The organism is Streptomyces sp. NPDC001889 (assembly GCF_053594535.1).
In genome coordinates, this window is sequence record NZ_JBSFER010000006.1 from 268,946 (window position 1) to 283,541 (window position 14,596).

Here is a 14,596-nt window from a genome sequence, read left to right on the forward strand (position 1 = left end):
CCGACGGCCCGGTGTGCCGAGACCCCCGGCACGCACGCGCCTCGCCTCACACCAGCCGGCGGAAGACGGGCTTCACCGGTCGCCCGGCCAGCCAGGGAGTGGGGTCCCCGGCGTCCAGCGCCTTGCGGTAGACCGCGCAGGCCTGCGCCACGGTGTCGATGGTGCGGTCGATGTCGGTGTCGTCGAGGGCGTCGCTCACCACGAACGACGGCGCGAGGACCCCGCCCAGGAGAAGGCGGCGCAGGAAGAGGGTGCGGTAGCGCTGCGACGGCCGCAGGTTCTCGTCGAGGGTCGCGAAGACCAGATTGCTGGCCCGGCCCCGGAGGACGAGGTGCTCGCCGACGCCCATGGCGGACGCGGCATCGCGGATTCCGGCGGCCAGCCGCTCGCCGGTGGCGTGCAGCCGCGCGGTGACGCCCTCCTCGGTGTAGGTGGTGAGCACGGCCATCGCGGCGGCCAGCGAGTGGGTCTCCGCGCCGTGCGTGGTGGAGAGCAGGAACACCCGGTCGCCGAAGTGGCGCAGCCCGCCCCACTCCATGAGGTCGCGGCGCCCGGCCAGCGCGGCGACGGCGAACCCGTTGCCCAGCGCCTTGCCGAACGTGGAGAGGTCGGGGACGACGCCGTACAGCCCCTGGGCACCCGCCTCGGACCAGCGGAAGCCGGTGATCATCTCGTCGAAGACCAGGACACAGCCGTGCCGGTCGGCCAGCTCGCGCAGGCCGGCGAGGTATCCGGGCGGCGGCTCGGTGTGGGTGGCGGGTTCGAGGATCAGACAGGCGATCTCGTCCGGGTGGCGGGCGAACAGCTCCTCCACGGCGGCCAGATCACCGTAGGGGAACGCGACGGTCGGCTCGGTGGCCGCCGGCGGGACGCCCGCGGACATCGGCGTGGTGCCGATGAACCAGTCGTCGACGGAGAAGAACGGATGGTCCCCGCAGAGGGCCACCCGCCGGCGCCCGGTGACGGCGCGGGCCAGCCGTACCGCGGCGGTGGTGGCGTCGGAGCCGTTCTTCGCGAACTTCACCATCTCGGCGGTCGGCACGGTGGCCAGGAAGCGCTCCGCGGCCTCGACCTCCACGATGGACGGCCTCACGAAGTTGCTGCCGCGGTCGAGTTCCCCGCGCACCGCCTCGACCACGCGCGGGTGGGCGTGGCCGAGGCTGACCGACCGCAGGCCGGAGCCGTACTCGATGTAGCGGTTGCCGTCGACGTCCCACACATGGGCGCCGCGGCCGTGGCTGATGACCGGGGCCAGGCCCTCGGGGTACTGGTCGTCGCCCTTGGCGTAGGTGTGCGCGCCCCCGGGGATCAGGGCGTGCAGGCGCTCGTTCGCCAGCCGCGACCGGGGCAGGAGGAATTCTCCGCTGTCGTCCACGCCGGTCTCACTTCCCATGGTTCCGCAGGGCCTCGGCGAGGCCCGGTGCCTCCCGGTCGCGCCGGGACATCGCGGTGACCGGCAGCGGCCAGGGGATGGCCAGCTCCGGGTCGTCGAAGGCGATCGTCACGTCCTCGGACGGATCGTGCGGGCGGTCGATCCGGTACGAGACATCGGCGGTGTCGGTCAGGGCCTGGAAGCCGTGCGCGCACCCCGCCGGGATGTACAGCGTCACCTGGGTGTCGCCGGACAGCTCGAAGAAGGCCCGGCCGCCGTAAGTCGGTGCGTCCTTCCGCAGATCCACGACGACGTCGAAGATCCTCCCGTGGGAGCACCGCACCAGCTTGGCCTCGCCGGCGCCGGCGCGCAGGTGCAGTCCGCGCAGCACCCCCCGGACCGAGCGGGACACGCTGTCCTGGCCGAAGGCGTCCGGGTCGAGACCCACCGAGCGGGCCACATCGGCGTCGAAGGTACGGCAGAAGAAGCCGCGTTCGTCCGCGTGCGGGGTGGGTTCGAACAGGTACGCGCCGACGATCGCCGGTACTCCGGTCGCCTTCATGGAGCCTCCCGCAGGGCGTGGGGGTGGGGGTGGGGGTGGGTGGGGCCGGCCGCCGGGAAGAGGGCGGCGGTCAGGGCCGTGAACTGGTGCCCGAGGTGCCGGGCGGTGACCAGATTCCGCTCGGTGAGGGTCCGGCGCACCTCCGCCGATCCCCGCTCCAGCTCCCGGAACTGCGCGAGCAGCCGGTCGGCGTCGACCTCGCGGGCGGGATGGCAGTACGCGCCCAGCCCCATCCGGGCCATGAGCGCGTCGCTCTTCGCGGCATAGCTGAGCGCGAGCGTCGGTGTGCCGACCCTCAGGGCGCAGACCAGGTTGTGGTAGCGGGTGGCCACCACGGTGTCGGCGGCGGCCATCTCCCTCATCAGGTCGGCCAGCGAGGCTGTCTCGGCGGCGGTGACCAGCGGCGAGTCCACCGCGGCGAGGATCGCGCCGGCCACCGGCGCGTCGACCCGGTCCCCGGTGAGCAGCCGGACCGGTCTGCCCTCCCGGGCCAGCGCGCGGACGAAGCGGGTCGTCCCGTCGAGATAGCGCCGGTGGATCTCCTCGGCGCGGGCGCGGTCGTCGTTGCCGCCGTGGAAGGCCATGACGCCGACACAGACCGGGCCCGGCGGGCCCTGGGGTGCGACGGCCGGGGGCGCGGGGAGGGCGAAGGCGAGATCGGGGTGGACCTCGTCGTGCGCGGTGTCCACGCCCATCGCCCGCATCGCGTCGCGGGACAGGGTGTCCCGGTACGAGCGGTAGGCGGCCAGCCGCGCCGACCAGCGCACCAGGGCGCGGGTGGGCCGGCTGCGGATCGCGGCGGCGCCGACACCGACCAGCGCGACCCGGGTGCCGAACAGCCGGCCGCTCGCGCTGAGCAGGAACAGGGCGTAGGGGAAGCCCCAGGGCCGCAGCGGCAGCGTGGCCTCCAGGACGCCCATGCCCGGCACGATCACCACGTCGTGCCGGCGGACCCAGGCGGCGGTGCGGAAGGCGTCGACGAGTTTGCCGAGGCCCTTGGCGGCGACGGCGCCCGCACGCGACGCGGTCCGGTACTCCCCCCGGTACCAGTGCAGCCGTGTCGCGGGAATCCGGTACCGGGCCGTGACGGCCTCGGGCCCGCCGCACAGCGCGTCCACGACCGCCTCCGGGTGCTCGGCGCGGAGGTATCCGAGCACGGCCTCCAGCGACCCGTCGTTGCCGAGGTTGCCGGAGCCGAGCAGGCCGAACACCCCCACGCGCACCGGGGTCCCGTCCGCGGGGCTCATGTCCGCCTCCCCTCGCGGCCGGCGACGAGGGCGTCGACGGAGACGGTGACCCGGTCCGGGTCGACCGGGGCGCGGTCCTCGACCCGTTCACCGGCGCCCGGCCGGAGCCGGCTGGCCATCCAGGCGGCCAGATGGCGGTGGCACGCGCGCCGGTCGGCCGGGGACAGCGGCGCCCGCCGGATCGCGGCGACGAAACCCCAGACGTACTCGGCGAGCAGCCGGGGCGTCGGGTGCAGCGGGCCCGCCCGGCGCGGGTCCAGGTTGACGCACCGGGCGCGCTTGCCGGGGTTCGCCCGCTCGGCCCGGGTGGGGTGGTCGCGGCGGAAGTACAGCAGCTCCGGCACCTGGTGGAAGGGGCCGTGCAGGACGATCTCGGCGACGAAGGCGCGGTCGGCGTGGTGGTAGCTGTCGTGCGGCTTCACCCGGCGCAGCGTGTCGGCCCGCATCACGCCGTAGAAGTCGTCGCCCCCGGGCTCGAACAGCAGACTGCGGAAGCGCTCGGGCGCGTGCGGCGAGTCGGTGGCGAGCCCGTAGGCGTACGGGACCTTCACCCGGCCGTCGCCGTCGATGACGGCCTGGCCGGTGTGCGCGAGGATCGTGTCCGGCCGCTCGTCCAGCGCCTCCACGCAGCGGCGCAGCAGGTCCCGGGCGTACAGGTCGTCGTGCGAGGCCCATTTGAACAGCTCGCCGCGGCACTCGGTGAACACATGGTTGTGGTTGGGCGCGGCGCCGATGTTCCGGGGCAGCCGGAGGTATCGGACGCGCGAGTCCCGCGCGGCGTACCGGCGGCAGATGTCCTGGGTCCCGTCGGCCGAGGCGTTGTCGGAGACGACCAGTTCGAAGTCCTCGTAGGTCTGGCCGAGCAGGGCGTCGAACGCCTCGGCGAGATACTCCTCGCCGTTGTACACGGGCAGGCCGATGCTGAGCCGGGGCGGGCGGCGGAATGCCGTCATGGTGTCCTCACTTCACGGATGGGTTCTGGTGGCGCTCGCGCAGGGCGGACCGCAGGTGCAGCCACCACACGGCCGAGCTGCTGACGGTGGCGGCGGCGACGCCCCAGGCCGAGCCGACCGTGCCGGCCGCGGCCGCTCCGCCGAGCCCGCCGCCGACATAGCAGACGGAGGCGAAGAGCTGGCAGCGCAGGCCGCGCCGGGCGGCGGCGAGCGCGCGCAGGCCGGCCGCCGCGCCGGTGCCGAGGCTGGCGCCCGCGACACCGAGGGTGGCCGGCACGATGAGTTCCGACGCGGCGTGCCAGACGCCGCCGAGCAGGGCGGTGCCGGCCCGGTCCGGCACCAGCAGCAGGGCCGCTCCCCAGAGCAGGGCCGCGGCGGCCTGTCCGGCGCCGAGGAGCAGACAGAACCCGCCCAGCCGGCGCGGGGCCCGCCGCAGCACCCGGGCCGCCTCGGGGACGGTGACCAGCGACAGCCCCATCAGCACCGCGAGGAACGGGCCGAGCAGCAGCTCCGCGCCCCGGACCACTCCCACCGCGCTGACCCCGATGATCGCCCCGAGGCCGTACGCCCGCACCTGGGCCGCGCCGCTGACGCCGACGTTCTCGGCGAGATACCGGTAGCCGAGGTCGCGCTGTTCGCGGAGCCACGCGCGCGCTCCGGCCGGCCGGGGCAGGATGCCGGACTGGACGCAGCCGTACCCCGCGGCCACCGCTGCGGCGGCGCCCCAGGCGAGCACGGACGCGGCCACGCTGCCGACGCGGTCCGCCGCCACCATGGCGGGGATGAGCGCGACACCGCCCAGGAGGTCGTTGGCGAAGGCCTTGCGCCCGGTGCCGGCGGCGAAGAACGCGTACCGCCAGGCGTCCTGAAGCAGCAGTCCCGGGAGGACGGTGCCGAGGGCGGCGAACGCGAGCCCCACGGTGCCTCCGATGACCGTCCCGGCCGTCAGACAGACCGCGCCGAGGACGGTGCCGACGCCGAGGGCGGTCCCCGTCGACCGGGCGGCGGCGGCGCGCCAGGACGCGGTCGGCACACCGCTGAAGCGGACCGCGAGGGGGTCGGTGGCCAGCCCCCGGGAGACACCGAGCACCACCCCGTAGGTCACCCAGGCCAGGCTGAAGACGCCGAATGCGGCCAGCCCCAGCGAGCGCGCCACATGGATGCCCACCGCGAAGTTGGTCATGCTGCAGACCGCCTGGTCGGCCAGTCCCCAGGAGAGCCGACCCGCGATCGCCCGCCCGGTGGCGGACCGGGTGTGTCCGTCCCGGGCCGCCGGGGCGGGCGTCCTCTTCCTCCCGGTGGTCATCGGCGTCACGCCTTGATCAGCCCGGCGGCGTGCAGGGCGTCGGCCGCGGCGGCGACGGTGCCGAACGGCAGCCCGGAGCGCTCGGCGACGTCCAGCAGACTCTGTTCGCCGTCGGAGAGGCTGAGCACCCAGAGCATGGCCATCTGGGCCTGCTTCGCGTCGCTGCGCCCGCCGAGGGAGTCGTACAGCCCGCGCCGTCCCAGCTGTGGTTCGCCGTAGGGGCTGAGGTTGAGGTACCGCCGGTCGCGGTCCAGCACGGCGAACGCCTCGCGGCAGACGGCGAGGGTGTCCGCCATCGCCTCCGGGGAGACGAAGTCCGGGTTGTCCGCCGAGGTGTGGTACTCGGGGTACCCGGCGTACGGGGTCCGGCTGAGCGACCCCACGCCGAGGTCGAACCCGGGCGAGCAGAACTGCCGCTCGTCGTAGCCGTACGGGGTGAACTCGGTGACCCGGTGCGGGCGGCCGGACTCGCGGAGCACATGCCGCATCACCCGGTCGATCTCCGCGTCGCCGCGTCTGCTCTGCTTGTACGTCAGCCGGCCCGGGTCACCGGCGCAGGCCAGCACCAGCCCGTGTCTGACGCGTTCGATCCGGTCCGCGTTGCGGGCCAGCCAGGTGATCGCGCCGATGGTGCCGGGCGCGAACAGGAACCGGTAGGTGTACCAGGGTGCGCTCTCCGCGAGCGCCCGGGCCAGGTGGGTGGCCACCGCGACACCGGCGAGATTGTCGTTGGCCAGCGACGGGTGGCAGACATGGCAGGAGACGATCACCTCGTCGGGGACCTGTCCGGGGACCACGTGCTCGGCGTAGGTGAGATGGCCGTCGCCGAGTGTGGAGTCGACGCACACCTCGTACTCGCCGTCCGGCAGCGCGTCCAGGGTCTCCTGGGACAGGCAGAACCCCCAGTCCGGCGTGTAGTAGCTGGTGCGGTAGGGCACCCAGGCCGGGTGGTCGGGCAGGGTGTGCAGATGTCCGCGCAGCTCGGCCAGGGACATGGTCGCCGCCACCGGCACGCTGTAGCCGAGCACGTGCAGACTGGACGCGGCGAAGTCGACGACCCGGTTCCCGGCGCTGTCGGCGATGTAGGCGTCCCGGATGTTCCACTCCTGCGGCACCGTCCAGTCGAGCACCCGCGTCCCGGTCGGCACCTCGTGCACGCGCAGCGGGATGTACTCGCCGACGATCTCCAGGGTGGCGCGCACCCCGTCGCCGGTGATGCTCCGGCAGAGCGGGTAGAGCCGCTCCACCAGGGCGTGCATCTCCTCGCCCACCGCTGTCACCGGCGCCACCGCAGGGTGTCGTCGACGGCACCGGCGCCGGACGCGGCGCGCAGCACGGCCAGCCGGGTGAAGCGCCGCTCGAAGTCCTCGCGGGTGAGCCCGTGCTCGCGGTAGGCGTCGGCGAGTTCGAGCGCGCCCCGCTTCACCGTCCACTCGCAGTCGAAGCCGGGCACCGCGGCGCGGAACCGCGAGAAGTCCACCCGGTAGGAGCGCGGATCGGCGCCGGTCTCGCCGGTGACGACCACCCGTGAGCCCTCCACCGCCTCGGCGACCTGCTCGGCGATCTCGGCGACCGTGACGTTGTTGGTCTCGCTGCCGATGTTGAACGCCCGGTTGTGCACGGCCTCCCTCGGGGCGGTCAGCGCGGCGGTGAAGGCCCGTGCGATGTCGGCGGCGTGCACCAGCGGGCGCCAGGGGGTGCCGTCGGAGAGCACCCGTACCTCGCCGGAGAGGAGCGCGTGGCCCACCAGGTTGTTCAGCACGATGTCGGCGCGCAGCCGGGGCGAGTGGCCGAAGGCGGTGGCGTTGCGCAGGAACACCGGGGTGAAGTCGCCGTCGGACAGGGCGTGCAGATCGTCCTCCACCCGCACCTTGGACTCCGCGTACGGGGTGACCGGGCGCAGCGGGGCGTCCTCGGCCACCAGGCCGCCGCCGCCGGCGGCGCCGTAGACCGAGCAGGTCGACGCGTACAGGAAGCGCCGCACCCCGGCGTCGCGGGCCAGCCTGGCCAGCCGTACGGACGCGTGGTGGTTGATGTCGTAGGTGAGGTCCGGCGCCAGCGCTCCCAGCGGGTCGTTGGAGAGCGCGGCCAGATGGATCACGGCGTCCACCCCGGCCACATGGTCGGCCGTGACATCGCGGAGGTCCACCCGGTGGCCCGGCGGGTCCGCGGGCGGTGGGCCCAGTACGCAGTCGGCGAACAGGCCCGCGTCCAGACCGACGACCTCGTGCCCGGCGGAGCCGAGTATCGGGGCCATCACGGTGCCCAGGTAGCCCTGGTGTCCGGTCAGCAGCACGCGCAAGGTTCATTCCCCCAGGTCGAGAGTGAGTTTGGTGACGGCGAACGCCTCGGCGTACCGCGTGTGGCATTCGATGCCGCGTATCCGCGCGAGGCCGAGGAAGGCCTCGCGGTCGTACCAGGGCCGGTGCCGCTGCGAGGGGTAGTGCTCGTGCAGCAGCCGCACCTTCCGTTCGGCGGTCTCCGGTGACAGCGGCTGGTACGCCACCGGGCGGCCGAGGTCGCCGTCCCACTTGACGATCTCGTAGCCGAGCACGAGGTGGTCGCGGTAGGCGGTGGAGACCAGCTTCGCCAGGCCGCGGTGGTCCTGGTGCGCGTCATCGGTCCGGGGGGCCAGCACGAGGTCCGGCTCGGTCCTGGCGCGCAGTTCCTCCACGGCGGCCTTGGCCTCGTCCCATCGCGCCGGCAGCCGGCCGTCCGGCAGTTTGAGCACGGTCAGCCGCAGATCGGCGTCCGGGCAGAAGGCGGCGAGCGCGTCGCGTTCCTCCCGCTCCCGCTCACCGCCGCCGCCGGAGAGCACCAGCGCGTCGACGCGGACACCCGGCCGCGCGAGGCACACCGTCAGCAGCGTGCCGCCGGCGCCGATGGCGATGTCGTCGCAGTGGGCGCCCACCGCGACGATCCGGTCCGGGCGCCCGGCCCCGAGCCGGATCACGCGGTCGTCCCCGCGCCTGCGCCGTACCCGCCGGCCCGCGCGCCGTCCCGTTCCCACACGGCCCAGGGGCGGTCGCCCCGGGCGTAGGCGGCGTCGAGCGCGGCCCGCTCCTTCACGGTGTCGGTGGGCTTCCAGAAGCCGCGGTGCCGGTACGCCGTCAGCCGGCCCTTCGTGGCCAGCCGGGCGCAGCCGTCGGCGACCAGGTCCCCGTTCTCCGGGATGTGCTCGAAGATCTCCTGGCGGAGCACGAAGTAGCCGCCGTTCTCCCACAGCGGGAGTTCGCTCACCGCGGTGATGCCTCCGACCAGGCCGTCCTCGCCCAGTTCCACGCAGTGGAACGAGGACTGCGGCGGCACCACCATCATCGAGGCGCCGGCGTCGCGCCGGGCGAACCGGTCGATCATCTCCGGCAGCGGGGCGTCGGTGAGCACATCGGCGTAGTTGGCGAGGAACATCTCGTCGCCGTCGAGGTGGTGCCGCACCCGGCGCAGCCGCTCCCCGATCGGTGACTCGATCCCGGTCTGCACAAAGGTGATCGTCCAGTCGGCGATGTCGGTGGAGAGCAGCTCGGTCCGCCCGTTGCGCAGCACGAAGTCGTTGGACGCCGTCTCCTCGTAGGTGAGGAAGAAGTTCTTGATGTGGTGGCCGCCGTATCCGAGGCAGAGGATGAACTCCGTGTGCCCGGCGTGCGCGTAGTAGCGCATCACATGCCAGATCAGCGGTCGCGGGCCGACCATCGCCATCGGTTTGGGCAGGTCGTCGGAGGCTCCGCTGCGCATCCGCAGCCCGTAGCCGCCGCAGAACAGGACGACCTTCATGCTGTGACCTCTTTCATGACGCGGCCTCGACAATGCTCAGTTCCGGTATGGGAAAGACCAGCCGGCCGCCCCAGGTGTGCACGAAGGACAGTTGCTCGACCAGCTCGGCCCGCAGGTTCCAGGGCAGGACCAGCACATAGTCCGGCCGGTCGGCGCTGATCCGCTCGGGCGGCAGGATCGGGATGCGGGTGCCGGGGGTGAACCTGCCGTGCTTGTAGGGGTTGCGGTCGACCGTGTACGGGAGCAGGTCGGGCCGGATGCCGCAGTGGTTGAGCAGGGTGTTGCCCTTGCCCGGGGCGCCGTAGCCGACGACCGTCTCACCGCGCTCGGCCGCCTCGACGAGGAACCGCAGAAGGTCCCGGCGGACCTTCGCCACCCGGGCGGAGAAATCGGTGTACCCGGACAGCTCCCGCAGCCCGGCGGCCTTCTCCCGGTCCAGTGCGCCGGCCACCCTGTCCCGGGCTCCGGGAGCGGCTCCGGCGGGGGACGCTCCCCGGGCCGCCTCGGCCGGCCGGGCCCACAGCCGGATGGAGCCGCCGTGGGTGGGCAGCAGTTCGACGTCCACGAGCGCGAGTCCGCCGCTCTCCAGCGCCCGGGCCGCGGAGGCGACCGTGTAGTACTGGAAGTGCTCGTGGTAGATGGTGTCGTACTGGTTCTCCTCGATGAGGGTCAGCAGGTGCTGCACCTCGATGGAGACCCAGCCGTCGTCGGCGACCAGGGCGCGCAGCCCCCGGGTGAAGCCCACGACGTCGGGGATGTGCGCGTACACATTGTTGGCCACGACCAGGTCCGCCGGGCCGTGCTCGGCGCGGACGGCCGCGCCGGTGGCCGGGTCCAGGAACTCCGTGAGCGTGGGCACGCCCGCGTCCCGTGCCGCGGCGCCGACGTTCACCGAGGGCTCGATGCCGAGGCAGCGGATTCCCCGGTCCACCATGTGCCTCAGCAGATAGCCGTCGTTGCTGGCGACCTCGACGACGAAGGAGTCCGGTCCGAGGCCGAGCCGCTGTGCGGTGCCGGCGACGAAGGCGCGCGCGTGCTCCACCCAGGAGGTCGAGTACGAGGAGAAGTAGGCGTACTGCGTGAAGGTCTCCTCCGGGGTGATCAGCGGAGGGATCTGCGCGAGCCAGCAGTCGGTGCAGACCCGCAGGTGCAGCGGGTACGCCGGTTCCGGCTGGTCGAGTTGGTCCGCGGCGAGAAAGCTCTCGCACGGCGGGGTCGCCCCCAGGTCGACGACGCTGGCCAGCGCCGCCGATCCGCAGAGTCGGCATCGTGTCATCTACTGCCCCCATCCCTGTTCGCGCGGGTGCCCCGCCGCGAGCCAGTGCCTGTGTCCTCCACCGGCGGCGGGCCGTCCCCGCCGCCCGACCGACCCGCGATCGCGGTGCGGTACCCCTCCAGCAGGCGCTCCAGCCCGACGGCCGGGCTGAAGCCCTGTTCGTATCGGCGCCGGGCCGCCCGGCCCATCTCCCGGTTGCGGGCCGGTTCGGCCGTGATCCGGCGCAGGCGGTCCGCGAGTGAGGCGGAGTCCCCCGGCCGGTGCAGCAGGCCGGTCACGCCGTCCTCGACGAGTTCGGCGAAGGCGCCGTGACCGGCGGCGACGGCCGGGACCCCGGCCGCCATCGCCTCCGCGGCCACCAGGCCGAACGCCTCCAGCCAGGTCGAGGGGGCCACCACCGCGACCGCCCGCGCGAGGGCCCGCCGGCACTGGGCCGGGTCGTAGAGGCCGGCGTACCGCACATCGTCCCGGCCCGCCGCCCAGGCGGTGACCTCGCTCTCCAGCGGGCCCGCGCCGGCGATCACCAGCGGCACGCCCACTCCGCCGGCCGCGGCGATCTCGTCCCACGCGGCCATGAGCAGGCGTACGCCCTTGGTCTCGGCCAGCCGGCCGAGATAGAGCAGATACTCGCCGTCGCCCGATCGGCGGTGGTCCGGGTCGGGCACGAAGTTGTGCTTCACCGCCAGCCGCCCGGGGGGCATACCGGCCCGCACCAGGATGTCCCGCTGCGCCGCCGAGATGCAGAAGAACCGTTCCACACCGGACCACCACCGGCGGCGGTTGACGGAGAGGCTCACCGCGAGCGGCACCGTCGCCAGCCGGGAGCCGCGGTAGCAGCCGTGCCGGACGGCGGGCAGCGGCGCCGTCCCGACGCACTCGGTACACGGCCGGCCGTCGCGTTGCAGCGTGCCGGGCGGGCAGACCTGGGTGTAGTTGTGCAGGGTGGCGACGGCGGGCACACCGGCGTCGGCGCAGGCGGCCAGCACCGCGGGCGACAGCAGCGGGAAGACGTTGTGGATGTGGACCACGTCGGGCCGCTCGGTGCGGAGCCGGGTGGCCAGCTCCGCGCGGACCGCCGGGTTCCACGGCACCAGCAGCGGGATCGCGGCCTTGCCCGGCAGGGAGCGGGCGGCGATGTCGTCGCTGCGCCGCTCGAAGGCCCCGACCCGGTGGCCGGCCGCGCGCAGCAGCTCCTTCTCCTGGTCGACGACGTTGTTCTCCCCGCTCGGCTGGGCCGAGGAGTAGCGGTTGTGCACCACGAGGACATGCATGGTCAGGTCGTCTCCGATCCCCGGGCCCGGCGCGGGAGATGTGGTCGAGGGGGTGCGGGTGCCGGGAGCGGCGCGGCCCCGGCGGGTGCCGCCAGCAGCGACGCGGCGACGGCCAGATGCAGCAGATACGGCGAGGCGTCGCCCAGTCCGGCCTCGGTGTACGACGCGATCACGCAGTAGCTGATCAGGAAGATCGCGCAGGCCCGCTGGAGCGACGGCGGCCGCAGCAGCGCGACGGCGCTCAGCACGACGATGATCGCCGCCACGACGGCGGTGCCGGTCAGCCCCTGCTCGTGGTAGACGGCCAGCCAGCTGTTGTCGATCGGGAGCCCGCCGAACGACTTGTCCCCCAGGCCCGCGCCGAACAGGTGCTCCGAGGTCGTCCGGGGGGCCGCCAGCAGGGCGTCCCAGACCTTGGCCCGGCCGGTGAGGTTGGAGAAGTTCTCCTGGCTCTGTCCGCGCAGGAACCAGGCCTGGAGCGCGGAGCTGAACACCAGGGAGGCCACCGCGGCGCAGAGCACCGCCCAGGCGAAGAACCGGCGGGCCGGGGCGCTGGTCAGGACGAGCGAGCCGATCGCCAGGGCCAGCCCGATGAGCAGTCCGAGCGTGGCGGTCCGGGTGTGGGTCAGGGCGAGCAGGACGAGTGAGGGCACGATGATCAGCGCCGCGCCGGCCCGGTCGGTCCTGCGGCCCAGGACGAGCAGCGCGGTGAGGCCGATGATCACCGCGGCGTACTGTCCGATCTGCGGTGGGGTGAGCGGCCAGAGCGCGCCGACCAGCCGCCCGCCGTAGAGCTCGGGCATGGCGGCGGCCGGGGAGACGGCCGCGCCGGCGACCACCGACCCGAGCACCGCGAAGTACATCCGGATGTGGTGCCGGACGAAGGTCAGGCCACCGTCCCACCAGCGGCTGAGCAGCCACAGCGCGCCGGTGAAGAGCGCCAGCCGGGCACAGCGGAACAGCGCGCCGAGGCCGGACTCCAGCGATCCGCTGGCGATCACGCTCGGCACCAGCAGGAGGGTGAGCAGGAAGAGGAAGGAGCCGGCCCGGACGCGCAGCCGGAGGTTGAGCGCCAGCGCCAGTGCGAAGGCGGCGACCAGCGCGCCCATGGTGACCATCTGGATCAGGGAGCGGGGCAGCGGGATGACGGTCTTCGCGCCGGCGGAGCCGAGCGTGTTCAGGATCAGCAGCCCCCAGACCACTCCGACGGTCCTCGGCACGGCGGCCGGGCGCGGTGCGGCGGCGGGCCGGTTCCCCGTCCGCGTGTCCGGTACGCCGGGCGGCCCGCCGCGCCCCGGGTCCCCGCCCATCTCAGCCACCGGCCCGGGGGTCGAGGGTGCTGCCCGCGTCCTGGTCGTAGGGGGCGCCCCGCCACTGCACGAAGTCGAGCACCCGGCTCGGGTCGTGGACGACGAACTGCCACGGTCCGAGGTAGACGTTGTCGCGCCAGCGGTTGTGCTGCCGGAGGGTGATCGCCTCGGCGACCCGGTCGCCCCGGTACGGGGACCAGTCGGGGTAGGTGCCGTAGTTGGCCAGCACCGCCATGCGGTCGCACTTCACGGTGCACCCGACGACGGAGGTGTCCAGCACGAAGCGGTTGTGGTGGATGTCCACCCGCTGGGTCTTCCACCGGCAGTCGGCGTGGAGCGGCGCGGTCGCGATCGCCGGGCGCGCGCAGCGCCCGGTCTCCCGCACCAGCAGGGTGCAGTGGCCGGACGAGGTGTTGGCCGGGCTGTTGCAGAACCGGTCGGCGTTCTCCCACAGGGTGATCCCGGACCAGTTGTTCTCCAGCAGGTTCCGGTGGATCTCGATCCGGTCCGTGCGGGCCCGGACCCGTGGTTCGCCGCCGGACTCGGAGAGGTAGATCGTCCCGAAGGGGAAGGTGTCGCCCCGGTCGGCGTAGCGGCGGCCCTCGACCCAGTTGTTCCTCCGGATCGTGTTGTTCCGGATGACCGCGTTGTAGCTGGTCTCATAGATCAGCGCGGCGCCGTCGTTGGCCTCGACCACATTGCCCTCGATGTGGAAGTCGTTGTTGTTGGTGTCCGCCCACAGCCCGGGCCCCCGGTTGTCGTGCACCCAGTTGCCGCGTACGTCGGCGCCGTCGACGGCCCAGAACTTGACGCCTCCGGTGCAGCCGCAGCCCGGCCGCCGCCGCTCCCAGTCGTCGGTGTTGTTGCCGGCGATCTCGTTGCCCTCGACCAGCAGACCGCTGATCCGGCCGCCCGCCTTGTAGGCGTTCATGCCGTACTGGCCGTTGCCGCGCAGACAGCTGGCGCGGACCCGCTGACCGGCACCGGCCATCAGCCCGGCTCCGGAGTTGTGCTGGATGGTCGCGTGCTCGATCACCCAGCCGTCGGCCGAGTCGTGGTTGACCACACCCTCGTTCTGGGGCGCGACGAAGCCCTGCACGGTCAGATGGCGGATGGTGACATCGCGGGCGGTGCCGCCGAACGCGTACTGGTTGGTCCTCCGGCCGTCGAGCACCGCGCCCGGCGCGCCGAGGTAGCGGTTCCCCTTCTTGGGGACGACCTGGGAGTAGCGGCCGGGTTCGAGCCGGTGCCGGCCCGGCCGGAGCCAGAACGTGGTCCCCGGGGAGCTGCCGAGGGTCTTCGCGGCCAGGTCGCCGACGACCGAGGGGTCGACCGTCACCGCGCCCGCCGGTGCCCTCGCGGGACCGGCCGCCGGCGTGGCGCAGACCCGGGCCGCGGGCCGGGCCGCGGCCGGCGCGGCGGCCGAGTCGGCCGGGGCGCCCTGCGGGCCCACACAGCCGGTCGCCAGCAGGGCCGGCGCCGCCACCGGCACCGCCCAGTTCCGCCACTTGATCGCCACGCGTCCTCC

At 73.7% G+C, this 14,596-nt stretch carries 12 protein-coding genes and 1 pseudogene; all 13 read right to left on the reverse strand.

Features of this window, described 5'->3' with window-relative positions:
* Nucleotides 1-46 precede the first annotated feature (46 nt).
* A complete protein-coding gene (locus ACWCRA_RS08925) occupies nt 47-1,393 on the reverse strand; it encodes a glutamate-1-semialdehyde 2,1-aminomutase (RefSeq protein ID WP_351542983.1) in 1,347 nt (448 codons plus the stop codon).
* Nucleotides 1,383-1,934: a dTDP-4-dehydrorhamnose 3,5-epimerase family protein gene (locus ACWCRA_RS08930; protein WP_451067130.1), complete on the reverse strand. Its 552-nt coding sequence runs from the start codon at nt 1,932-1,934 to the stop codon at nt 1,383-1,385. The genes ACWCRA_RS08925 and ACWCRA_RS08930 overlap by 11 nt, the downstream gene beginning before the upstream one ends.
* Nucleotides 1,931-3,181, reverse strand: coding sequence for a polysaccharide pyruvyl transferase family protein (locus tag ACWCRA_RS08935; protein ID WP_451067131.1), 1,251 nt, complete (start codon nt 3,179-3,181; stop codon nt 1,931-1,933). Before ACWCRA_RS08935 ends, ACWCRA_RS08930 begins: the two co-directional genes overlap by 4 nt.
* Nucleotides 3,178-4,134: a glycosyltransferase family 2 protein gene (locus tag ACWCRA_RS08940; RefSeq protein ID WP_351542991.1), complete on the reverse strand. Its 957-nt coding sequence runs from the start codon at nt 4,132-4,134 to the stop codon at nt 3,178-3,180. Before ACWCRA_RS08940 ends, ACWCRA_RS08935 begins: the two co-directional genes overlap by 4 nt.
* Nucleotides 4,131-5,440 (reverse strand): annotated as a pseudogene (locus ACWCRA_RS08945) (hypothetical protein). The gene ACWCRA_RS08940 and the pseudogene ACWCRA_RS08945 overlap by 4 nt, the downstream one beginning before the upstream one ends.
* A 5-nt stretch (nt 5,441-5,445) precedes the next feature.
* Nucleotides 5,446-6,729 (reverse strand): DUF4910 domain-containing protein, encoded by a 1,284-nt coding sequence (locus ACWCRA_RS08950; protein WP_451067132.1) that lies wholly within the window; start codon nt 6,727-6,729, stop codon nt 5,446-5,448.
* Nucleotides 6,717-7,742: an NAD-dependent epimerase/dehydratase family protein gene (locus ACWCRA_RS08955; RefSeq protein WP_451067133.1), complete on the reverse strand. Its 1,026-nt coding sequence runs from the start codon at nt 7,740-7,742 to the stop codon at nt 6,717-6,719. Before ACWCRA_RS08955 ends, ACWCRA_RS08950 begins: the two co-directional genes overlap by 13 nt.
* A 3-nt stretch (nt 7,743-7,745) precedes the next feature.
* On the reverse strand, nt 7,746-8,393 hold the full coding sequence (locus tag ACWCRA_RS08960; protein ID WP_351542998.1) for a PIG-L deacetylase family protein: 648 nt from the start codon (nt 8,391-8,393) through the stop codon (nt 7,746-7,748).
* Entirely contained in the window at nt 8,390-9,211 is an 822-nt protein-coding gene (locus ACWCRA_RS08965) for a glycosyltransferase family protein (RefSeq protein WP_351542999.1), read from the reverse strand. The genes ACWCRA_RS08960 and ACWCRA_RS08965 overlap by 4 nt, the downstream gene beginning before the upstream one ends.
* Nucleotides 9,212-9,224: 13 nt before the next feature.
* Nucleotides 9,225-10,487: a class I SAM-dependent methyltransferase gene (locus ACWCRA_RS08970; protein WP_451067134.1), complete on the reverse strand. Its 1,263-nt coding sequence runs from the start codon at nt 10,485-10,487 to the stop codon at nt 9,225-9,227.
* On the reverse strand, nt 10,484-11,758 hold the full coding sequence (locus ACWCRA_RS08975; RefSeq protein WP_451067135.1) for a glycosyltransferase: 1,275 nt from the start codon (nt 11,756-11,758) through the stop codon (nt 10,484-10,486). The genes ACWCRA_RS08970 and ACWCRA_RS08975 overlap by 4 nt, the downstream gene beginning before the upstream one ends.
* A gap of 2 nt (nt 11,759-11,760) precedes the next feature.
* Nucleotides 11,761-13,068, reverse strand: coding sequence for an O-antigen ligase domain-containing protein (locus ACWCRA_RS08980; protein WP_451067151.1), 1,308 nt, complete (start codon nt 13,066-13,068; stop codon nt 11,761-11,763).
* 1 nt (nt 13,069) lies between these two features.
* Nucleotides 13,070-14,587, reverse strand: coding sequence for a right-handed parallel beta-helix repeat-containing protein (locus ACWCRA_RS08985; protein ID WP_351543008.1), 1,518 nt, complete (start codon nt 14,585-14,587; stop codon nt 13,070-13,072).
* Nucleotides 14,588-14,596: the final 9 nt, after the last annotated feature.